Genomic DNA, 21696 nt, shown 5'->3' with positions numbered 1-21696 from the left:
TCCGGCAGGCTGCATTTCGGGAATGCCCTGCCCTTAGCGCCGACGCGCGAAATCCGCAGGCGCCAGCGCGCGGTCGGTGAAACGAGCCATGCGCACCGCGCCGTGGAAGTAGTTCACCCGGTTGTGCCGCACGCCAATGGACGTTTCGCCCGGCCCTTGCGGTACGAAGCCTTCCACTTTCGCCTCACATTCCAGCACGCCGTCGACATAGCTGCGATAGGTTGTTCCGTCGAAAGTCTGGGCCACGTGATACCAGCGGCCGATGGGATGCAGTTTCTTCGGGTCGATGAGGACCTGCGAATAGCCCTTGCCCTTCACGAAGCTGTCGAGATACCAGGAATCGCCCACGACGCGGATTTCGAACAGCATCCGCGTCTGGTTCTCGGGATCGTTCGAGGCCAGGTGAAGCCAGCGCTGTTCGAACGCGCCGCCATCCGGCCGGAACACAGCTTCCGCCGTGAACTTCGCCGCCCCCGCCAGTGGGTGACGGCCAAGGTAGAGCGCATCGTCCACCCCGTCGAAGACCACGGCCTTGCCGACCGGCGCATCCTCTATCTTCGGATCGCCGAGCACCTGCGGCTTCAGCCTGCCGATGCGATCGAGGTTGTCGAATGTCCAGGTGATGCGGTGCGCCTTCGCCAGCGCAGGATCGGCTGCTCCCGCGCCGAACAAAGCGGCAAGCACAAGCAGCAGGGCGGCGCGCGGCCTCATCGGCCCGCCTCCCCGCCCAGCACGACCACATTGTTGCGCTGCGTGACTTCCGGCACGCCAGCGGACACCTTGACATGCAGCACCGCAGGCGCGCCCGAGGGAACGGTCAGCGACACTTGTGCCGTACTGGGCGACAGGTCGCGCGGAGCAGCCAGCGCAGCGACCGGGGCAGAAGCAAGCACCTTGCCGTCCGCCGTCTCCAGCGTCACCGTCCCCGCCGGCGCATCGACCGAGCCCAGGCTGTGAACGGTCACGCCGATGCGGGTGCCCTTGCGCGTCACGTCGTCGGTGCCGATGCCCAGATCGGGGCGATGCTCCGGCTGTACCGCCGCCTTGTCACGCAGGCGGAAGGTCATGACGGTGGTTGTGCCCGGCGCGAACGTCACTGGCAGCGATGCGCCGCGCTCAAGCTCCACAAGGGTGCTCTGTGTGCCGTTGAGTGCCGTATCACCGCCATCCGCAGCCAGCCCGCGCGTCATTTCCCATGTACCCGCGACGACATTCCACGTGCCCATATCGGCCCGCTGCTCGACGTTCGTGGTGTTGTAGGCGGAAACGGTAAAGCCTTCCGGCGTCGCATCGCGCACCAGCACGGCCACCTTCAATGCTGCCTCGGGATCGGCAAAGCGCCAGCTTACTGCATTGCCCGGATACGTCTGGTTTCGCTTGAGCGCGATGCCGCCAAGGCGCTCGCGCTGGAGATATTCGTTGGGCGCGTCCACCCGGTCGCTCCACCAGTGGCCTTCAGTGTACATGTACATGTGCTGCGCCTTGTCGGCGATTCCGGCCGCGTTCAGCGCCTCCAGCCAGGAACGGTCCCCGGTCGTGTTCCACGCCTCGAACCGGGCGAAGTCGTTGCCGCCCGCCGCTGCCTTCAGCACCGCATCGCGCCAGGCGCTGCGCTTGTCGAGCACGGTGATGGCGTTCTCGTTGATCTCGTTCAGCGGTGCGAAGTTGTTCTTGCCCAGACGGCCCAGCACCGGCCGCAGGTACTTGTCATCTCCGGTGAAGCGCCACGCCGCCCAGGCCGACTGCATCGGCAGCGAAGCACCGCCGCCGTCGCCCGCACGCTCGCTGTCATGGTCGAAGCTGATGTCATTGGGGAACGTCCAGAGGCCATCCGCACCCTGCTTGCCATGCGCCAGAAGCCCGTCGATCAACCCCGTCACCATTCCGCGCGCAGTCGGATCTGCATTGAACACGCCCAGCAGGACGGGCGTGTGCATGATCACGAAACCATAGGGTTTCTGCCATGCCCACGGCTCGTCACGGTAGATCTTGCGGCCACCATACCAGCTGGAGGAGATGTGCATGTGCCCGGCCGGATTGACGCGGATCACGTCCTTCAGGCCGCGCACCGTCGCCATCATCCGCTCCACCGCCTTGGGTTCGCCCCAGTTGAGGTAGAGCCTTTCGGCATCGGAATTGATGCCCTCTTCGTAGACATGCAGTTCGTCCGTGCTGATGTAGCTCAGCCCGTTGACGATCATCCCGTTCTTGTAGACCGCGTCCGACAGCGCCCTCAGCGATGCGTTGATCTTGTCCGGATCGACCCCCATCAGCGCAAGGCCGGGCCACTGCTGCGTCAGGTCGGTATCATCCGAAATCCCGCCGCCGAAGTCGCCGTAAGGCACCTGCCGATGATCGATCCACCAGTTGACGAACTGGCGCGTCAGCCGGAGATCTTCCAGCTGTCGGAACGCCCAGAGCGGCATGCCGGCGGGCGCCTCCGGCTGAACGAAGGGCGGCAGCTGGTCCTGCGAATAGCCGATATCCGCCCAGTAGCGCCGTGCCTCCAGATTGTCCGGGTCCACGCGCAGAAGGTCGGTGATATCGCCGTAGAGCCTGCGATAAAGGCCCGCCCGCTTGGAAGCGGTGTGTTCCTCGACCAGAAACGCCCAGTTGTCCTTCACCTGATTGAAGCGGTCGGCGATATGTTCGGCCTTCGCTTCGGCGCGGTCCTTGAAGACCATGCGCACCTTCATCCCATCCAGCGAAGTGGCGCCGAAATCGGGTGCAGCCGAAGCAACGGTCAGATAGAGGCTGTCAGCCGTAAGGATACGATCACGCAAATCCAGCCAGAGCGTGCGCGGCTGGCCGGGACGCACGGACACCTGCAGGTCGATCATGTCGCGCTCGGGCCAGATCGGATCCTTGACCCGGATATCCAGCGGGATCAGCCCCTTTGCGTCAGGCGTCGCCTTGATGGCGGGCAGATCGATGGCCACGCCATCAAGGCCGTCATGCACGTTTTCCCAGCCATAGTTCCATGCACGCGCCAGCGGGCGATCCGCCGAAGCCGCGCCGAAATTGGACGGGATCAACACGTGGACCAGTGGAAGGTCGTCAGAGCTGCGGGCTGCCGTGCCCGATGCACCCGCGCTGCCCGCGCCGACCGCCGCCTTCACCCCGCTTGTCGGCAAGGCGACCACCGTTGCACGCTCCCGCGCGGGGTAACGCCCGGCGATGAAGCGGTTGAGCCCATCCAGCGCGCCAAGATCCGATGCCGCCTTGGCGTTCACGGTGTAGCTCAGCTGGAACGTGCCCGCCGGCACCTCTCCCGCGTGCATGTCATAGGCCCAGATTTCCTGGATCGGCTGTTCCTGCATCACGTTGGTGAAACGCAGTACGCCGCCGGTCGTCGTGGCGGTATCGGTGACCGATCGCACCACGCCCTGGGGCCGCGTCGCCAGCTTGCGCCACGAAGACCTGCCATCGGGCGACCATTCCAGCGCACCATAAGCCGCGCCACGGATTTCCACGCGATTGAAGGCAGCATCCTGCGGCAGCGTCAGCTGGTAGGTCTTGCCGCCCTCTACATAGACGTTCCAGTCGGGCAGCTCGAAATAATCGTCTCGCCCCGGCAGACGCGAACGGTTGTAGACGCCGGGCCAGGTCGTCTCCGCGATGCCGTCAGTACCCTTCCACATCCATTCCTTGAGATCCTTGGCGTCGGCGAATTCCACCTTGCGCACTACTGTGGTGCCATCAGCCAGGACCGGAGGAGCGCTATTGTCCCAGCCGAAGCGATGGAGCCATGCGGCGCGGATTTCGGGCGCAGACGGAGCGGCGGGTGCGGCAGGCTCCTGCCGTGCGGCCAGGCGGGCAACGCTGCCCTCCTCCAGCATGTGGTCGTAGACGCGGATGTCGTCGAGGTCGGAGCCACGCATGAAATTGTAGCGGCTTTGCACCTGATGCGGCGCGATCACGCGTCCAGCCAAGCCGAACTGATCAAGCTCCATGTCAAGGTCGGCCTTCTGCTGCTTCGCCGCTACCTGTTTGCCGTCCCAGAACAGGCGCACGCCCTGTGTCTCGTCCCAGCCGAAGGCAACGTGGTGCCAGGCATCAGGCGCGGGGGGCGTTGGGATCGTCCAGCTGACCCGCACGCGCGAAAGGTTGGCGTCGGTCACGAAGGCGTCAAAGCCGTGTCCGTTCCAGTCGATGCGCAGAAACGCCATGTCCCAGCTGCTGTGATCCCCGGCACTGGCGCGGAAGATTACGAAAGGCGCTTCGCCAACGGGCGTATGGCTGCGCCAGAAGAACGAAAGCGTGCCGCGCTGGGCATAGATGTTGCCCGGCGCTTCCCAAGCCACATAACCGCCATCGGTCCAGCGCCCCGCCCCCTTGAGCGCCCCATCGGGCACAATCGAAACATCGCTCCTGAAATTGGGCGCGGCAGCGCCGCCCGAAACCGTCGCGTCAAACCCTTCATCGAGCGGCGCCCGGAACAGCAGCCCCCCGGCATCCTGCGCCTGCGCCCCAGGCGCGGCCGCACACAGACCGGCTACCGCCAGAGCAATGGAAGAACAGGCCCGGTAAGCCACGAAACGCCGAAAGGTATGCAACACGCAGATGTCTCTCCCTTGCGGGATCGGACCGCAAGCCCTTCCCGTTCGCCTTGGATGTGCCTTTATGACACCGGTATCAATTCAGTTTCAAGGTGAATATGGCATTGGGCGCAGCAAGTTATCAGAACCCTGCAAAGTCAGCGGCTACACGCCCGTGCGCAGCCGCGCCCGCATTCGCGTCCAGGTGACCTAGCAGTTCTATACCCTTGAGTCGGTGCCGATGCGCTGCAACATAGGCAGCGCGCCAACCGAAGGACCTGATCCAAATTACGGAGGCCGCCACGGGAAACAGGATGCAAAACGCGATGCAGCACGAAGAGACCGCCGATCTGCCCTATTTGCGCAAAGTGGTAGGCGCCTCGATGGCCGGCACCGTGGTCGAATGGTACGAATTCTTCCTGTACGGTACCGCAGCAACCCTGGTCTTCGGCAAGGTGTTCTTTCCAGCCACGGGCAACGACCTGGACGGCGTGATCGCGGCCTTTGCCACTTATGCGGTAGGTTTCATCGCGCGGCCGCTCGGAGGAATCATCTTCGGGCATATCGGCGACCGGATAGGCCGCAAGTCGCTGCTGCAATTCAGCCTGATGCTGATCGGCGGCTCCACTTTCCTGATGGGATGCCTGCCGACTTTCAGCGCGATCGGCTACATGGCGCCGGTGCTTCTGGTGCTGCTGCGCTTCGTTCAAGGGTTCGCTCTTGGCGGTGAGTGGGGCGGCGCGGTACTGCTGGTGGCAGAGCACAGCCCCAATCGCAGTCGCGCATTCTGGGGCAGCTTCCCGCAGGCGGGCGTGCCGCTGGGCAACCTTCTGGCTACCATCGTCCTGCTGCTGCTTTCGGCCACGCTGTCTGACGCCCAGTTCATGTCGTGGGGCTGGCGCTTCGGCTTCTGGCTCTCGGCCGTCATTGTCGGCATCGGGTACTATATCCGAACCCAGGTATCCGATTCCCCCATCTTCGAAGCGGCCAAGGCCGAAGCGAAAGAACGCGCGGACGACGGCTACGGCCTGACGGAAGTGTTCCGCCGCTATCCGCGCGGTGTATTCACGGCGATGGGCCTGCGCGTGGGCGAAAACATCCTGTATTACATGGTCGTAACGTTCTCGATCACGTATCTGGCGCATATCGGCGTTGACACCACCAAGATCCTGGCGCTGCTTTTCTGCGCGCACATCCTGCACGTGCTGCTCATCCCGCTGTTCGGTGCGATGGCCGACCGGATCGGCCGCAAGCCAGTCTATTTGTTGGGCGCGGCGCTGACGATGGCGTGGCCTTTCGTGGCATTCCCGATGTTTGCCAGCACAAGTACCGCCATTGTGCTGGGAGGCATCTTCATCGGCATGTTCGTCCACGCCCTGATGTACGCCCCACAGCCCGCCATCATGGCAGAGATGTTCCCGACCAGAATGCGCTATTCAGGCGTCTCTCTGGGCTATCAGGTGACCGCGATTTTCGCCGGTTCTTGGGCTCCGTTGATCGGGACAAGCCTGCTGCGCGCCTATGATGACTGGATGCCGATCGCATTGTACATCTCGGGTGCGGGTGCCATCAGCCTGATTGCCGCGCTGCTCATGACCGAGAGCAAAGGCGCGTCCCTTATCGCCATCGACCGGGAGGATGAGCGCCGACTTGGCGCGCCGTCATCCTGACTTGCTCGATCCCGCTCTTGCGGAACGCCCAAAGGGAAACCATCCAAAACCGAGCGCCGCAAAAAGCATGACGGTTGGCGCCACCAATGCAGCGGGGCGAATGGGTTCGACCGGCGATTTGCTCAATTGAAGTACCAGATAGGAAAGCCAGAAACACGTCGGCAGCGACGGCGTGATCACAAAGCGCCGCAACAGTGCGAGTACCCCCGCGATCCACGTCCCGACAAGGACCACAAGCCCCAGATAGCCGGTCTCCACCATGGTTTGGATGTAACTGTTGTGGAACGAGAAAGCCGTGCCTTCCTGACGGATGTCGAAGTATCGCCAGAAGCCGATCGCATCGGGATTCTCCGGCGTCCAGAAACCGAAGTATCCGGTGCCTAGCCAGGGTCGTTCGGCAACGATGAACTCCGCCCGATACCAAAGATACCCGCGCCCGGTCAGCCCGGCATCTTTCGCCGCCACCTGCTGCACGATAACAAGCAGTTGCTCGAAAAAGACGGCGCCTAAAATCAGCCCGGCAAGCAAGGCAAGGCTGACAAGCGCCTTCGCCGTCGGGGATCGACTGCGCATGATCAGCAGTATCAGCATCAAACCCGCCGCCAACACCAGCGATGCAAGCGCCCCCGCTGAGCGCGCCTGGTGCGTCGCCAGGATGCAAAACAGGATAGTCATGGCACATCCAATCGTCGCTGCAAACGCCCGCCGTTCAAGGCACACCGCCGCCATGGCCAAGGACAACAAAGCGCCGGTGGCGGCGCTGTCGGCAAAGTAGTTCTTCGCCTCGCCCCCAAGTCCGAAGAGCGCGGGAGCCCCCGTCACACCGTCCGGCCGGGTATGCCCGATGAGGAACGATGCCACCGTATATCCGGCAAACGCGCAGAAAAGTCCTAACAAGACCGCGCGTGGCCGTGCCGCCTGCGACAGCAGCAGACCTGCGAAGGCCGTGATCGCCATCTGGACCGCCGCCCGGCCGGTCACCAGCGGATGAACCGCCCACAAGATCGATGCCAGCGCCAAAACTGGATACGCCAGTTGCAAGCGGCAGCGGAGCATGACCGCTCGGCACTGATCCAGCCTTATTGCGGCATACAGCACCATCAACGCCAGCCCGATTGCAGCGCCGCCCGTCCCCAGGTTCGCCGGAATGCGCGAAAGAACGATGAACCCGGCGAATACCCCATCCTGCACGATCCGGTCCGCCGCAAGTTCGCTCAACCGGCTTCGGCGCGAAGACATCACCGGAGTTGGCACCACGATCGTATTCATCGTATCGCCTCCATCCCAGGTGAGCGGCGAGAAAGGATACTTGCCGACGATAGCGCGGCCTGCAGCAGACGGCCAAGCGGACGCTCAAGCTGTCGGTGCGCCAGCCCTCCTACAGCAACGGAACTGCCCAGCGCGCCGACCATCCACAACGGCGCAGTAGCGGCATTCAGCATCCCGAACCGTTCTGCCGCTATCGTTGCCGCCTGTGTGACGAAGGGATGTGTCAGATAGAGCGCGTAGCTTGCCGCCCCGATCGCCTGAACAGGTTGCCATGCGACGGCCAGTCCTCCCCTTTCAGCGACAAGCGCGGCCAGCACAGCGATGGAAGCCGGTAACAACGACACCGGCCAGCCACCCGGCAGCGGCCACCGGGCTGCGATTACCAGCACGATAAGGGCAATGCCCCCGGTGACTGCCGCACCCCAGGCTGCCGCGCGTGAAGCCGGGAGAAGAGGATATAGCAGGCCGACGATCATTCCGGCTGCAAACTCCAGCAGTATCGGCTGCGTCAGGAAGCGCAGTTCAAAACCAAGATATGGACGCAGCACGATGCCCAGACATACCGCCGAGGCCAGCACTGCCGCGCCCAGGATTACCCGGCCCACCACGTCGCGAACGATCAGCGTAAAGGCAAATACAACGTAGAAGGCCATTTCTAGGTTGAGTGACCAGCCAACAAACAGGATCGGCCGCACGGTTCCGTCCGCCCGCTCCCCGGGGATGAAGGCAAGGGAACGCACCAGCGCCCCCCAGTCCGCGCGCGTAGTTCCCAGCAACGCAGGCCAGGCCAGCGCCAGAGCGAACACCGCAACCGTCAAGGTCCAGTAAAGCGGCGCGATGCGCACCAACCGGCTGGTCAGGAAGCCGGCCGGAGTGACTGCCCTGCGCGACGTCGTATGAACCATGATGAAGCCGCTGATGACGAAGAACAGATCGACACCTACCGCAAAAAGGTTGAACACACCTTTGCCCAACCCAAGTACGACACCCAACGCTTCGAGATGAACGATCACGACTAGCAAGGCTGCCAGCGCCCTTAATGCCTGGATGTTGAGAAGCATGCGTCAAACGCCTCGAAGCCGAGATACGAACATCGTATCCCGGCCTCGATACATCCCTCCGACAGGGCGGTCGACGCCGCGAGCGGAAAGATGATTTCGTTTCGGAGATAATTACCCCCGGATCGATCAGGCCATCAGGCCAAGCGTGCTGTTGTATTCGCCGGTCGTCATATACGTGATATCCGACAGGCCAAATTGTGTGTCGCCGGTCAGGGTAATCTTGTCCGCCCCGATCGAAACCACCGTCGCCGTGGCCGTATGGCTGATCGACACTGCGCTGGACTTCACGTTCACCAGTACCAGCTTGTCAACGCCATGCTGGAAGTCGGTCACGTTGTCCTTCCCATAACCGGTCGAGAACACGAAAGTATCTGCCCCTGCCCCGCCGGTCAGCGTATCGGTGCCGGCACCGCCGTTCAGCACGTCATTGCCTGCGCCGCCATCAAGAAGGTCATCGCCAGCCCAGCCGAAAAGCTTGTTTGCGGCGGCATTGCCGTAAAGCTTGTTGGACAGTGCATTACCGGCCCCGTTGATCGCCGCCGCACCAGTCAGGCGCAGCGTCTCGACATTGGCCGGCAGCGTGAAGCTGACCGCAGACATGACAGTATCGTTGCCTTCGTCTGCATTTTCAAGCACGCGGTCGCCAGTCGAGTCGACGACATAGACGTCATCCCCCTTGCCGCCGATCAGCGTGTCGTTGCCTGCACCGCCATCGATGTAGTCATTACCGCCAAGGCCGTTCAGCACGTTATTGCCACCATTGCCGATCAGACGGTTGGCTTCAGCGTTGCCGATGCCGTTGATGCTGGCGGTTCCATCGAGACGCAGGTTCTCCACGTTGGCAGAAAGGGTGTAGCTGACCGAACTGACCACCAGGTCCGAGCCTTCGTTGGCATACTCTACGATTTTCACCGCCTTGTCGTCGACACGATAGATATCGTCACCGATGCCACCCATCAGAGTATCGGCACCGCCGGCACCATCAAGATAGTCATTACCGGCCATGCCCTTCAGCAAGTTCACGGCGCTGTTGCCCACAAGGCGATTGTCGAGCGCATTTCCCGTGCCATCGAGCGCCTTGTCGCCGCTCAGCGTCAGGTTCTCGACATTGTCCCCCAGCACGTAGCTGTCACTTGCGAATACGGTGTCCGTGCCGCCATTCAGCGCCTCGACCACCTTGTCCAGTCGCGAACTGACGCGGAACACGTCGTTGCCGCTGGTGCCGTTATAGACCTTGCCCGTAATCGTGCCGTTCGAAGACTGCACCGGTGCAGTGGTGGTAGGAGCAGGAGTCGGGGTCGTCACTGGGGGAGTGGTCGTCACCGGCGTTGCGGGTTCGGGCGTCGTGCTCACGGGCTGGGGCGCATTGCTCGATGCCGTCGGCGTGTAAACCACGTGCTTGCCATTGCTCGTCGTCGACACCGTGTCCGACGTGCGATAGGCGCGGATGTAGTCGATCTTCATCTCGCCGGTAGGCGTGCTTGCATCGCTTGGCCCGCTCCAGCTTTCGGTGCCGCCAACAGCAAGGTTGACGAGCATGTACATTTCCTTCTTCATCGCCGCAGGTGTCGCCTGCCGCGCCACTTCCATGCCGTCGATGTAGTAGATGATCCGCTCGCCGTTCCAATCGACACCATAGGTGTGGAACTGCGTCGTATCCAGTACCGCGCGGTCTTGTGCCTCCATGGTCTTCCCCGGCGTGCTGGTGCCGTGCGTGGTCATGTAAAGGACGTTCGGATCCTTGCCATGCTGCTCGAAAATGTCGAGTTCGGGGGGCCAGCTGTTGTCGGTTGGCAGCAGCCAGAAGGCCGGCCAGAAGCCATTGCCAGAAGGCATCTGCGCTCGGATCTCGAAGTAACCGTACTGCTGCGCGAACGTGAACTTCGACGTCAGAAGTCCGGAGGTCCAGGTGTGGCCGTCCATGTACTGCAGGATATCGCTGCTCGCGCGCTCTGCCGTGATGGTCAGCACGCCGTCGTCGATCGAAAACGGGTTCACGCCCAGCGCCTTCTTGCCGGTGCCGCCCCAATCCTCATCGAAATAGAGCTGCGCTTCGGTGCGCAAGGTGCGGCTGGCAATCGTGCCCGGACCGCCGTTCCCGAATTCCGTGCGCCAGGTTCCGCCCTTGGAATAGAGGCTGAGCGAATTGAACTCGTCGCCGAACGACTGGACAAAGGCGGAGCGATCAAGCTCGTAAGTGAAGTCAGTCGCGGCGAGGCGGGTCGCCTGCACGTTGCGAAGGATCAGATCCTCGCCGTTCCCGAAATGAAGGACGGTATCATTGCCGACCTGCTGCGCGATCGACTGGATCTGCTTGAAAGCGGTGACGCCGTATCCGCCAAGCTGAATCTTGTCGATTCCCGATGCGAAATCCATGATCACGTCGCTGCCGTTACCGGCCGTCACGATAAACCTGTCCGCGCCGCCGCCACCGATCAGTACGTCGTTTCCGGCGCCGCCGTTGATCTGCTGGGCATATTCATTGCCGACAATGACGTTATCAAGGTCATTGCCGCCGCCGTACCAGGCCTGATTGCCTTCGAGGATCAGGTTTTCAACGTTCGCGCCCAGAATGTGATAAACTGACGAACGGACGGTATCGACGCCCTCGCCCTTGGCCTCAAACACCTTGTCCTTGATCGACGAGACGACATACGTGTCATCGCCTGCCCCACCATAATAGCTGTCACCGCCGCCGTAGCCGCGCATGATATCGGCTTTTGCAGTTCCCTTGAGAGAGTCCGCGCCGCCAGTGCCGAAGAACGAGTTTACAGCCGCCGAAGAGCTGTTAAGTAAAACCCCGAATGCGTTCTTATAAGAAAAAGACATTATCTAAATCCCCGTCACGCAAGCTCAATTGCTTTGCCGTGTCGAGGATTTGAATAAGACAGCCATTCACAATGGCGGCATAAGGACTGTGGTAAACGGAGTTTAATCGATTGCAGGGATCGACTCTTTATTCTTTACTGGCACCCACATTGATATTTTTGAGAAAAACTTGGCGTAGCCAGCCTTGCGGCGCTCACCCAGTTCAGCCAAGCTCAATGTGATTACAAACGTCAACGCTGTCGCCGTCAAACCTCCCAACAGCGATCCATTACTGCCCGGCCACATCACCGAGATCAGCACCATTACCGGCAGATGAGCGATGTAGAGCGTAAAGCTGGCGCCGGCACAGAAGCGAACGACTCCCTCCAGCCGCCGCGGCCAGATCGAACGGTCGACTGCAGCAGATGCTAAAATCACTATCGCTGCCGCCAACAACAGGCCCAACGATAAATAGTAGCCCATGCTCGCAGCCAGTCGGCCCGCCTCTGCCCATTCGAATAGCGGCATCGCCACAGCCGCGCACCACTTGCGCAAAATTATCGCAGTCAGCGCGACCAGCGATAGCGCGGCCAGCGCATGCGCACGCTTCATCCGCATGCCCCGGCGAACCACGCTCCAGGCAGCAACACCCAGCAGCCAGAGCGGGAAAGCAAGGATGATACGCGGCCCGCACACGGCCAGCCATAGGCCGGCAAGCACCCAACGCCTGACGCCCCTGCCATAAAACATGACGGCGAAGCCAACATAGTACGCAACCTCGTACCCGAGGGACCAGAACGGCGCGCCCGTGCTGATCATCGCACGATCAAACCAGATCTCGTTAGTGAACGTGAGATAGCGCAGCAAAAGCCACCCGCCCGGCGGCTCTCCAATAGCCCCCGCGCGCAGGCTTACGCTTCCTGCAGCGTAAGCCTGAGGGTCGAATGCAACACCCAAGGCATAGCATAAGACAAGCACGGCAACAGCCAATGGTACGACTGAATACATCCGCAATGCACGCGCCCTGGCGAATGCACGCCAGTCTTTCTCCTTATTTTGCGCAACGAAAGCGATCACAAATCCAGACAGAACGAAGAATATTGCTACACCTTCTTTCGCACTGTGCCCGATCATCGCGGGAAGCTGCAGCTGATAGACTTCGCCCGCGTGCCCGATAAGAACCAGCATCGCCGCGAACAAGCGCAGCAGATCGAGAAATACCGATAAGTTTCTGCTCACGATGCACTCCGCCCCTGCGCGATCCGAGATGCGATCGCGCCGCCCGCAGCACAGAACTGACACGGGCCCAACGGAATCAGACTAGGAACTTTGCGGGACGTCTCTCAATCTGAAGTGCATCCAAAATACAGGCAATCGCCCAAGGCCTGCCCCGAGAATCCCGAAAACTTTGGCGCGGCTGGCGCCGCGCCGCATCAGAAGTTCAGGAAAAGAACCGCCACCCCGCCCCAAAGTGCGAGGCTGATGGTCGCACCCACAAGCCAACCGCGCCACAGTATCGGCCGCGCGCCTACCACTGCCGATGGTCTGGCCGGCCGAACAGCCGAACGTGGGGGAGGTGCTTGAGACATCCTCCCTCTGCTACCGCAGAAATCCTTTGATCAGGTTAAATAAGGCCTCTGCAGCCCTCCCGGAGACCACTCACACGGCAACGGCTGCCGAAATTCCTGCCCTTACGGCCAATGCCTCCAACCGAGACAGCATCGCGTCGCGCAGGCTTTCGCGGCGAACGGCCGAACTGCAATAGGGTTCAAGCGCCGCCACGTCAGTCAATGCCTGCGCAGTACGTTCCGCGTTATACCCCAGCACACGTCGGACCATGGGCAATGCCTCCGCCACGCGCTTGGCCTGAGCCTTCAGGAATGGTGCGCGCGGATCTGATACAATCCTGTGCCGAAATTCCTGCGATGCGGTATCCTCGCGAAGCTGGATTAATGAACCGAACGGCTCCGCACGTCTCCCGAAGCGGAACAACTGCACAGGGTCTGGTGGCGGCACCAGAGCGATATCAACCTTCAAATCGAGCGATGCCGCCCAGTCAGCCCACTTTGCAGTCGAGAAATTTCGCGAAACCGCAAAGCCCCGCCAGGGAACACCGAACGCATCCGCAATAATTGCGCCGTGCAATGACTCCGTCAGCACTAGCCGTGCGCCGGCTAGGCAGCGAATTACCGATTCCGGCGTGCCCCGAGGGTCCACAAGCGTGAACCCGGCCATCTGCACGGCCTCACGCCATCCAGGAAAATCCATGGTCTCGAAGTGGGGAACCACTGCGACCCCGCCCTGAAGGTCCGTTTCACGAGGCCTGAAACGGCGCAGCAATGGCGCGAGGATTGCGCCATCAGTCAACACTCTGTCCGCATTCAGATCCAATAGGCGGGCTGTTACGGGGCCACGGACGCAATGATAATCGACATGGCAGGAACGCCATCGATTTACATCGGTGTAGCCAGCTCCGCTGGAGAATACGTGCAGAACGCGAGCCTGCCCGGGGTCGATACCCACTATGGTGCCAATGCCGACGAATGCCGCTTCGTAAGAAGCGGCGTCGCTGCCCGTATCAAGGAACAGATCCGGCGCAAGCGTCGGCCATAGTTCAGCGTTGAGATCGTCACCGAAGTTCGGAACCGATGGTCGGTAATGAAGCAACTTCATCGCGTGCGCCCTGCGCCAAGCCGCATGCCCGCCGCGACGATCTGCGATTGAGCCGCCCGCCCAACTCCCCGCCGAATCAACTGCGATACCCCTGAAACGGCGACGGCAGGCGCCAACCGAAGGACTCTTTGCATCCGATATGAACCGATCCGAAGCACCCCGCCGGCCCGCCAACGCGGCTCACAGAGTGATGCGCCTAATAGCGGGCGCATTTCCCGTATTAAAATTCCACAACACACCTCTCAGGAAAATCTCAACAATATCCGATATGGATAATTTAAAACCCGAATCCATCCAATTTCTTTAGCAGGAATTGTTGTTTAACAAATTGGTTTAGACTTATAATGGAAATGCCGTAAATATTCGTTGATACAAATTTCGCAAGAGTCGATGCGCGAATCTGGCGGAATTAAATCACAGGTTGACTGATATGTTCGGCGATTATCCGTATTTATACTCAGGAGGAATTCATGCCGTTTTTTTTAGGGGATGAAAACGTCAATTATATCTCGGGCACCGATGGCAAAGATGCCATTGCAGGCGGCAAGGGCGTGGACGTCCTTTATGGTGGAGGGGGCAGTGACGCCTTCGTCATCCGCCTGTCCGACATGGACCCAGCGCTTTCCAGCGCGACGTCGATGACCGGGAAAGCCCAGGACTTCATCTACGACTTCTATGGGGCAGGAGTTTACGAAGCCGGTAACAACGACTTCCTCTATCTTGACGGGTTTGGCGCCGGCTCGACGATTACCTTCCTCAGCTATGGCTACAACAGCAGCAGTCCGGGTGGTGACATCCACGCTCAATTCTACTCGATCCACAGCACGAATACCGGCCTGGACTACGTCATCGCCATCGGCTCGATGAATGGAAACCAACTCGTGCTCGGAGACTATAATTTCTACAATTGATGCCGCAGAGGCGCTTTAGAATTACGGACGAGAGGGAGCATTCTCCCTCTCGTTCTTTGACGGATCGTTGGCTTCTGCTCCTGTAAGCGCGCGAACAAAATGATCCCAATCGGGGCAATTAATCAGGAATTAGATCGGCATCGAACGGGTCTTGCTTTGCAGAAAAGGCCAATTGAAAGCCAAGCTGCATGCACGACCTGGACACGACGAATTCGGAAGACATCATGCCGAAAATCACGGGAATTTTCTCAGTTCTACTGCTCAACCTGGCCATGACCGCCTGTGCCGGGAACAGTGCATTGCCCGAACTGACGCTCTCAGGCCCAGAGACGCACTATACCCTTGGGGCCGGGGATAAATTGCGCATAACCGTTTATGGCGAAGACAAGCTGACCGGAGAATACCTCGTCGATGGGTCAGGCGCGATCGCATTCCCGCTTATCGGAGCGGTGCCGGCGAAAGGACTGACCGCCCCCGCGCTGGCCGATCGTATCGCGGCTGGCCTGAGCAAAGGGTATCTGGACAACCCCAGCGTCGCGATCGACGTGCTGAACCTGCGCCCCTACTATATCCTTGGCGAAGTGAACAAGCCCGGCGAATACCAGTTCGCCGAAGGGCTGACAGTCTTCAGCGCGGTCGCGAAAGCTGAAGGCTTCACTTACCGTGCCGACGAAAAGCGCGTTTATATTCGCCATAAGGATGGGGTTAGCGAAGTCCTTTACCGGCTGGACGGTATCACCCCAGTCCAACCGGGGGACACCATCCGCGTGCTCGAACGACGGTTCTAATCGATGAGCGCGCAACTGGTCTGCCACATGCTCCGCGCGACCACACGCATCGCCGCGCTCTATCTGTCGGCAGCGTGGTGTCAATTTGCGGCGGCACAAACGATCGGTCCGGCCATTCAGGAGCCTGACGACGTCGCTGGGCGACGTGTCATCCCGGAATACGCCCCCATCGGTTATGATCTCCACGGATTTGACGTACTGCCTTCTGTGACCTTCGGCGCAAAAAGCGACAACAACATCTTCACGCGGTCCAGCCTTGAACGCTCTGACATATCGTTCGTGGCGGAGCCTCGGCTTCGGATCAAGCGTAAAGGCCGGCAGAGCAATATCGCCGCTGAAGCCAGCGCCCGTGCGACCAATTACGCCCGCTTCAATGATCAGGATTCAACAGAATATCGTTTCGAAGGTACATACACCCTCGGAACTGGGGACGCGAACTTCGTCAGCACCAATTTAGGCTATCGCCGAGAAGCAGTGCTGCGCGGGACGGCGGAGTACGATTTGCCCGCAGGCGAACCACTCATCCGCCGGGTCCTTCATGGCTCCGTAACTGGCCACATACGGCTAAATCGCTTGTCATTGGACGCACAAATCCTAGCGGCACGCCAGTCTTACGAAGATGTCAGGATTGCGGGCCAGGCCAGACTATCTCAGGATTTCCGAAACGTAAAACGCCACGGCCTGCACGCACTGGCATCTTATGAAATGAGCGGCCGCACATCATTCTTTACAAATCTCGAATATGATCAATTCAATTACAATAGCTCGCCACTCATTGAAGATCGGGATGCAAACAGCTGGAGTGCCACTGCCGGCGTAAAGTACGAACTAAACCGCATATTCTACGCGCAGCTGGGTATCGGCTATCGCCAGTACGACTTTAGGGAACCCACTTTAGGCGCGATCAAGGGCATCGCGGTGTCCGGCCATCTGCGATATTTCCCATCTCGTTTGCTGGCGATCCGTGCGCTTGTCGAACAGAGTAATACCACCAGCCCTTACGATTTCGTCGGCGCCGTCACACTCACTACGGCGCGTATCGAGACGGAGTATGAAATGCGCCGCAGCCTATCTTGGCTTGGCGCCGTGAAATTCACTCTGGAAGACTATGCAAAGCAGCCTTACTCTGCCCGGCGCATCGAGGCGACCGGGGGACCACGGCTCCGCTTCAATCGTTGGCTGTCTGCCGATGCAACCCTCGGATTCGCACGTAGGTTCGTGAATGGAGTGGCTCCTTTCGAGCCCTATTCTCAATTCTACGGCATGATTTCGGTCACGGTGTCGCGATGAGCATCTCGACTGCGCACCCGGCTGGCGGGTCATTCATCGTCCGCCGCCTCTCTGCAACTGCCCCGAATCGGCCAAATGCAGCGCCGCTTCGTGAGGCGGATCTCAAAATCACGGCACTCAGGCGCGCTGTTTCCATCAGGCTTGCCATGCTCCCTGCTTTCGCTGCTGCGGGACTGGCCGCTTGTTTCCTGCTCAACGCGAAGGGCACCGTGGAACACCACTTCGTTCCACCGCCAACTGTGACTGATGCGGCAGCACGCAATCTAAACGAGCCAGTGCAGGTGGTCGTTCGTGATGCGCTGATGGCAAATAGTGTGACGCCGTTCGTAGCGCTGGGGAATGACCGCCCAATCCCGCTGCGAGTCGACAAGGAGAGTAACGGATATCTTCGTGCTCTGGATTGCCTTGCCAGCGCACTCATTTACGAAGCAGGGGATGATCGGCACGGGCAGGCCGCCGTTGCCCAAGTTGTCTTGAATCGTTTGCACCACCCTGCTTTCCCACATTCGATATGTAAGGTCGTTTACCAGGGCTCAGAGCGCGCCACAGGATGTCAGTTCACTTTCACTTGCGACGGCGCTCTCGGCAGAATGCCATCGCCAGCAGCCTGGCGCCGCGCGCAAAAGACTGCCGCGGATTTCCTGGCAGGAGAAATCGATCCGACTGTCGGGCTGGCCACGCATTATCATACCGAGCAGGTACACCCCTACTGGAGCGCCACTTTAGACAAAATTGCCAAAGTTGGCGATCACCTGTTCTTCCGGTGGCGCGGTAGCTGGGGGCGAAAGGCAGCATTCGGCGCGCACTATGTCGGCGACGAACCATATCAGCTTAAACTCGCTGCCTTGTCGCTTGCTCACAATACTGCCGATGGCACCGTCACGGTCGCTGCAGGCACATTGCCGACAGTCGAACTGACGACCGCTGCAGCCACATTAACTAAGAACCCTGGTGAACACTTCATCCTTGTCGATGGTGGCGGCGACGGAACCGGGCTGGCCATGCAAGGTCTGAACGAATGCATCGGGCAGACCTATTGCAAAGTCGTAGGCTGGGATCGCCGATCACAGACAAATGGCGCACCGGCAAGACCGCTCATTGGCACGGTCGCGTTTCTATATGTGAGTGACAAACGCACTGGCGTTGAGATCGTACTTTGGGACTGCGCCCGCTTCAATCGCCCGGTGGACACGCAATGCCTGTCTGATCGCAATCGCCGCTGGATCACTTTTCAAGGCGACCTTTCCCGTGCCTCGTGATCCCCACACCTTAAGAGACCCGACCGCAGAGCCGAACCTATGCGTTCGACCGGATGGCAAAGGTAGCGCCTTCTTCACCAGCAAACGGCACGACGGGGCACGCGACATGAACGGATCCGCCATGCCACGTTTTCGTTATCGGCAGCGCTGGAATTTGATAATTGCGCTGATCACAGTGCCCGTCACATCGCCGGCGGCCGCAGAAACGTTGGGTGATGCAATCGCCGATGCTTATCGGCATAATCCGGGAGTCGAAGCCGCACGTGCCAACACCCGGGCGGCGAAAGAGAGAGTACAACAGGCAAAAGCACAATACGGCCCAACACTTACCGCAGATGCTGGTTACTTACATGCATGGCGAAACGTTGTGCAAAACGGCAAAACGGTACTCAGGCAGTCTGGCTTCACGCCGCAATTGTCCGCTTCGCTCGACCAGCCGCTGTTCACCTTTGGCCGCCTGACTGCGGTGCGGAGGATCGCGGATGCAGGCTATGGTGCGTCGGTAGCCGACATGCGCGCCTCTGAGCAGGACATGCTTGCGAACGTCATTATTGCTTATGCGGCCGTCCTTCGCGACGAGAAGCTTGTTGTCATTGCACACGCTAATCTTGATCAGCTTACCGAGCAACTTGACCAGATAAATGCTCGTTATTCAGCGCGTTACGCCACCGAAACTGATTTGCAGCAGACACGCAGCCGCATTTTCAGCGGTCAGGCTCAGCTTGAAATCGCGCAAGGCAGCCTGCTCGCCAGCCGCAACAGTTTTCGCAATATTGTAGGACGCTATCCCGATGCGCTGGCCCCGCTTCCCCAACTGCCACCGCTCCCTGCAAGTATAGATGATGCCCAGGCGGCAGGCAGTGTAAATAGCCCGTTGTTGCAGTCGGCTCGCTTCGACCTTGCGGCCGCGCAAGGCCGGATCGCTCAAGCACGGGGGAACGCCCGCCCTTATGTCGGCTTGCAAGCAAGCGTTGCACGCTCTCCTTTGACCATCACCAGCGACGATCCACGTGAACTGACTGCCCAGGTACAGGTCGGCATGACCGTACCCCTCTATTCCGGCGGCCTGCTATCTGCCCGCATCAACGAGGCTCGGCAGCTTGCGGATGCAGCCAATCAACAACTGGAACAGACTGCACGCGACGTCAGGGAAAATATTGCCAGCTACTGGGACCAGTTGGCCGCGGCCCGACGCGCCCTGCCTGCATATAACCGTGCCGTAGCAGCCGCACAAAGCGCCCTCGACGGCGCAACGCAGCAGCAACTCGCCGGTCAGGTCACCTCGCTAGACGTGCTTGACACGGCACGCGACCTGCTTCTTTCCCGCCAGACCCAGGCGCAATCCGAAGCACAGCTATTCGTCCAGCATGCCCTGCTTCTGGGTGCGATGGGCCTGCTGCGCGCCGACGCGTTTGCGCCCGGCACTCCGGCGTTTGATCCATCGGCATACGAGGCCACCGGTTGGGCGGGGCTGCCCATCGGTCCGCTTATCCGGCCAATCGACGCCGTGGCTTACGACGGCCGCTTCAAGCCAACGCCTGTATCTGTCGAAAACGACAGCGAGCCGGGGCACAACATGGCTGCGGAGCCGAACCAGCAATGAATCCCGCCAAACAACAAAATACGTTGCCAAAACAGGCCGCAAACCATCCCACAGGACATCATCGATGCAATTGAAACACGACGATCTGTTCGGTGAAGTTCGCGACCTTCTACGCTCGATACTGCCAGCGATATGGCCAATCGTGACCTTCAGCGCGATATTCAACGTCCTGCTGTTGTCAGGATCGTTCTTCATGCTTCTGGTCTACGATGACGTCTTGGCCAGTCGCAGCGGAGCGACCCTGGCCGGCCTCTTGCTGATGGTCACGGTCGCCTACATATTCCAGGGAGCGATCGACGTCATCCGATCCCGCGTGCTTTTGCACTCCGGCGCGCAGACCGACCAGCGGCTGTGCGACAGACTTTACGACATCATCAGCCGGTACGAACATGAAGTCGGCCCGATGCCGTCCGGTTCGGCGCCGGTAAGGGATCTTGATGTAGTGCGCAGCTACATCACCGGGCCGGGGCCGCTGGCGCTGCTCGATCTGCCGTATGTCTTGATGTTTCTGGCCATCCTTACAGTGTTTCACTGGGCCCTGGGGCTGGCCACCGTTGCGGGCGTGATGATCATGATTGCCCTCATGATACTGGGTGACCGCCGCACGCGAGAACCCGCATCGCACGCGGCAGCGGTCACTGCCGCACGCTTCAGTATGGCCGAGGATGTTCGCCGCAACAGCGAGGTTTTGCGGGTTCTTGGAATGGGGGCCAGACGGCGCGCCAGCTGGGACGCGATCAGCTTCAAACTGATTGCCGCACACGATGAACTTGCTGACATTTCCGGCCGCACGCAAGTGATGAGCAAGGCATTTCGCCTGTTCCTGCAATCCTTCGTCTTGGCGGTCGGTGCGTTTCTGGTGATCAACAACGATGCCACAGGGGGCGTGATCATCGCCGGCTCCATCCTCAGCGCCCGCGCTCTGATGCCGGTCGAGCAGACGATCGGCCAGTGGAAGGCGATGACGGAAGCAAGTCAGGCCTGGAGGCGGCTTACAGCCCTGCTTGATCGGGTTCCTCCTGTGGAGCTTCCGATGCCGTTGCCGCGCCCGCACGTCAGTCTGGAAGTTCAGGGCGTGGTTTGCGGCCCTCCCGGCCGACAGAAAATAACGGCAGCAAATGTATCGTTCCGTCTGACTGCCGGCGAAGCTCTCGCGGTGATCGGCCACAGCGGATCCGGCAAGTCTTCACTGATGCGTGCACTCACGGGCGCGTGGCCTCTGCTGAGGGGGGCAGTGCGCCTTGACGGCGCATCGCTCGACCAATGGGACCCGGCACAGATCGGGCGCGATATCGGCTACGTACCGCAGGCGATCGAACTTTTCGAGGGCACTGTCGCTCAGAACATCGCCCGGTTTGATCCTCAGGCAACCCCCGATGCCATCATTGCGGCAGCTCGTGCCGCCGACGTCCACGACATGATCGTCGCCCTGCCTGGAGGTTATGAATATCCGATCGGGGGACCGTCTGGCGGGGGACTGTCCGGTGGACAAAAGCAAAGGATCGCCCTTGCCCGCGCGCTATACGGCGATCCATTTCTGATCGTGCTGGACGAACCGAACTCCAATCTTGACGCGGCCGGGGAAGACGCACTGCTCCTTGCCATTGCCGCTGCCAAGCAGCGAGGCGCAATAGTGGTCATCGTCGGCCACAGGCCAACGGTGTTCGCGCAAGTCGATCACATCATGATCATGGCCGACGGCCAGGTCCTGCAGATGGGCGAACGGGCCGAAATAATGAAGCGTATCAACTTCAGTCCTGCGCCCACGCGCGCGCCCCAACCTCAAGCAGAGTAGAAGCCGTGGCCAGCGAAATAGTCATCGAACC

At 60.4% G+C, this 21696-nt stretch carries 14 protein-coding genes; 7 read left to right on the top strand and 7 right to left on the bottom strand.

The window, feature by feature from the left end; all coding sequences use genetic code 11:
- Nucleotides 1-33: 33 nt before the first annotated feature.
- Nucleotides 34-711, bottom strand: coding sequence for a LamG domain-containing protein (locus tag A8V01_RS07025; protein WP_103095206.1), 678 nt, complete (start codon nucleotides 709-711; stop codon nucleotides 34-36).
- Entirely contained in the window at nucleotides 708-4559 is a 3852-nt protein-coding gene (locus tag A8V01_RS07020) for a LamG domain-containing protein (RefSeq protein ID WP_245892366.1), read from the bottom strand. Before A8V01_RS07020 ends, A8V01_RS07025 begins: the two co-directional genes overlap by 4 nt.
- A gap of 305 nt (nucleotides 4560-4864) precedes the next feature.
- Here A8V01_RS07020 and A8V01_RS07015 point away from each other — a divergent pair, with 305 nt between their 5' ends.
- The gene (locus A8V01_RS07015; RefSeq protein ID WP_103095242.1) at nucleotides 4865-6208 is read left to right on the top strand and encodes an MFS transporter; all 1344 of its coding nucleotides are present in this window, start codon (nucleotides 4865-4867) and stop codon (nucleotides 6206-6208) included.
- On the opposite strand, the gene A8V01_RS07010 is transcribed toward A8V01_RS07015, so the two are convergent.
- From A8V01_RS07010 to A8V01_RS06990, 5 genes are all read right to left on the bottom strand, one after another.
- Nucleotides 6200-7477, bottom strand: a complete 1278-nt coding sequence (locus tag A8V01_RS07010; protein WP_103095205.1) for an O-antigen ligase family protein — start codon at nucleotides 7475-7477, stop codon at nucleotides 6200-6202. The genes A8V01_RS07015 and A8V01_RS07010 overlap by 9 nt on opposite strands.
- Complete coding sequence (locus A8V01_RS07005; RefSeq protein WP_103095204.1) at nucleotides 7474-8538, bottom strand: acyltransferase family protein; 1065 nt, start codon at nucleotides 8536-8538, stop codon at nucleotides 7474-7476. Before A8V01_RS07005 ends, A8V01_RS07010 begins: the two co-directional genes overlap by 4 nt.
- Before the next feature lie 126 nt (nucleotides 8539-8664).
- The gene (locus tag A8V01_RS07000; protein ID WP_146037212.1) at nucleotides 8665-11367 is read right to left on the bottom strand and encodes a family 16 glycosylhydrolase; all 2703 of its coding nucleotides are present in this window, start codon (nucleotides 11365-11367) and stop codon (nucleotides 8665-8667) included.
- Nucleotides 11368-11469: 102 nt separating this feature from the next.
- Nucleotides 11470-12585 carry an acyltransferase family protein gene (locus A8V01_RS06995; RefSeq protein WP_146037211.1) on the bottom strand — a complete coding sequence of 372 codons (1116 nt, stop codon included), beginning with the start codon at nucleotides 12583-12585 and terminating at the stop codon, nucleotides 11470-11472.
- A gap of 420 nt (nucleotides 12586-13005) precedes the next feature.
- Nucleotides 13006-14019: a polysaccharide pyruvyl transferase family protein gene (locus tag A8V01_RS06990; protein ID WP_103095201.1), complete on the bottom strand. Its 1014-nt coding sequence runs from the start codon at nucleotides 14017-14019 to the stop codon at nucleotides 13006-13008.
- A gap of 470 nt (nucleotides 14020-14489) precedes the next feature.
- On the opposite strand from A8V01_RS06990, the gene A8V01_RS06985 reads away from it, so the two are divergent.
- The 6 genes from A8V01_RS06985 (at nucleotide 14490) to A8V01_RS06960 (ending at nucleotide 21665) form a co-directional block, all read left to right on the top strand.
- On the top strand, nucleotides 14490-14930 hold the full coding sequence (locus tag A8V01_RS06985) for a calcium-binding protein (protein WP_103095200.1): 441 nt from the start codon (nucleotides 14490-14492) through the stop codon (nucleotides 14928-14930).
- Nucleotides 14931-15154: 224 nt separating this feature from the next.
- Nucleotides 15155-15718, top strand: a complete 564-nt coding sequence (locus A8V01_RS06980; protein WP_103095241.1) for a polysaccharide biosynthesis/export family protein — start codon at nucleotides 15155-15157, stop codon at nucleotides 15716-15718.
- A 3-nt stretch (nucleotides 15719-15721) separates the two neighbouring features.
- Nucleotides 15722-17008 (top strand): outer membrane beta-barrel protein, encoded by a 1287-nt coding sequence (locus A8V01_RS06975; RefSeq protein WP_103095199.1) that lies wholly within the window; start codon nucleotides 15722-15724, stop codon nucleotides 17006-17008.
- On the top strand, nucleotides 17005-18267 hold the full coding sequence (locus tag A8V01_RS06970) for a cell wall hydrolase (RefSeq protein WP_103095198.1): 1263 nt from the start codon (nucleotides 17005-17007) through the stop codon (nucleotides 18265-18267). Before A8V01_RS06975 ends, A8V01_RS06970 begins: the two co-directional genes overlap by 4 nt.
- 106 nt (nucleotides 18268-18373) lie before the next feature.
- The gene (locus A8V01_RS06965) at nucleotides 18374-19870 is read left to right on the top strand and encodes a TolC family outer membrane protein (RefSeq protein ID WP_103095197.1); all 1497 of its coding nucleotides are present in this window, start codon (nucleotides 18374-18376) and stop codon (nucleotides 19868-19870) included.
- A gap of 64 nt (nucleotides 19871-19934) precedes the next feature.
- The gene (locus tag A8V01_RS06960; RefSeq protein ID WP_103095196.1) at nucleotides 19935-21665 is read left to right on the top strand and encodes a type I secretion system permease/ATPase; all 1731 of its coding nucleotides are present in this window, start codon (nucleotides 19935-19937) and stop codon (nucleotides 21663-21665) included.
- Nucleotides 21666-21696 lie beyond the last annotated feature (31 nt).

This window comes from Novosphingobium guangzhouense (assembly GCF_002896965.1).
Classification (GTDB): domain Bacteria; phylum Pseudomonadota; class Alphaproteobacteria; order Sphingomonadales; family Sphingomonadaceae; genus Novosphingobium; species Novosphingobium guangzhouense.
Note: the sequence above shows the minus strand (reverse complement) of the source record. Positions and strands in the feature narration are given on the sequence as shown.

Bases quoted from the DNA above. Each gene is read 5' to 3' on its own strand.
- A8V01_RS07025 (WP_103095206.1), bottom strand. From the start codon at position 711: ATGAGGCCGCGCGCCGCCCTGCTGCTTGTGCTTGCCGCTTTGTTCGGC.
- A8V01_RS07015 (WP_103095242.1), top strand. From the start codon at position 4,865: ATGCAGCACGAAGAGACCGCCGATCTGCCCTATTTGCGCAAAGTGGTA.
- A8V01_RS07010 (WP_103095205.1), bottom strand. From the start codon at position 7,477: ATGAATACGATCGTGGTGCCAACTCCGGTGATGTCTTCGCGCCGAAGC.
- A8V01_RS07005 (WP_103095204.1), bottom strand. From the start codon at position 8,538: ATGCTTCTCAACATCCAGGCATTAAGGGCGCTGGCAGCCTTGCTAGTC.
- A8V01_RS07000 (WP_146037212.1), bottom strand. From the start codon at position 11,367: ATGTCTTTTTCTTATAAGAACGCATTCGGGGTTTTACTTAACAGCTCT.
- A8V01_RS06990 (WP_103095201.1), bottom strand. From the start codon at position 14,019: ATGAAGTTGCTTCATTACCGACCATCGGTTCCGAACTTCGGTGACGAT.
- A8V01_RS06985 (WP_103095200.1), top strand. From the start codon at position 14,490: ATGCCGTTTTTTTTAGGGGATGAAAACGTCAATTATATCTCGGGCACC.
- A8V01_RS06980 (WP_103095241.1), top strand. From the start codon at position 15,155: ATGCCGAAAATCACGGGAATTTTCTCAGTTCTACTGCTCAACCTGGCC.
- A8V01_RS06975 (WP_103095199.1), top strand. From the start codon at position 15,722: ATGAGCGCGCAACTGGTCTGCCACATGCTCCGCGCGACCACACGCATC.
- A8V01_RS06970 (WP_103095198.1), top strand. From the start codon at position 17,005: ATGAGCATCTCGACTGCGCACCCGGCTGGCGGGTCATTCATCGTCCGC.
- A8V01_RS06965 (WP_103095197.1), top strand. From the start codon at position 18,374: ATGAACGGATCCGCCATGCCACGTTTTCGTTATCGGCAGCGCTGGAAT.
- A8V01_RS06960 (WP_103095196.1), top strand. From the start codon at position 19,935: ATGCAATTGAAACACGACGATCTGTTCGGTGAAGTTCGCGACCTTCTA.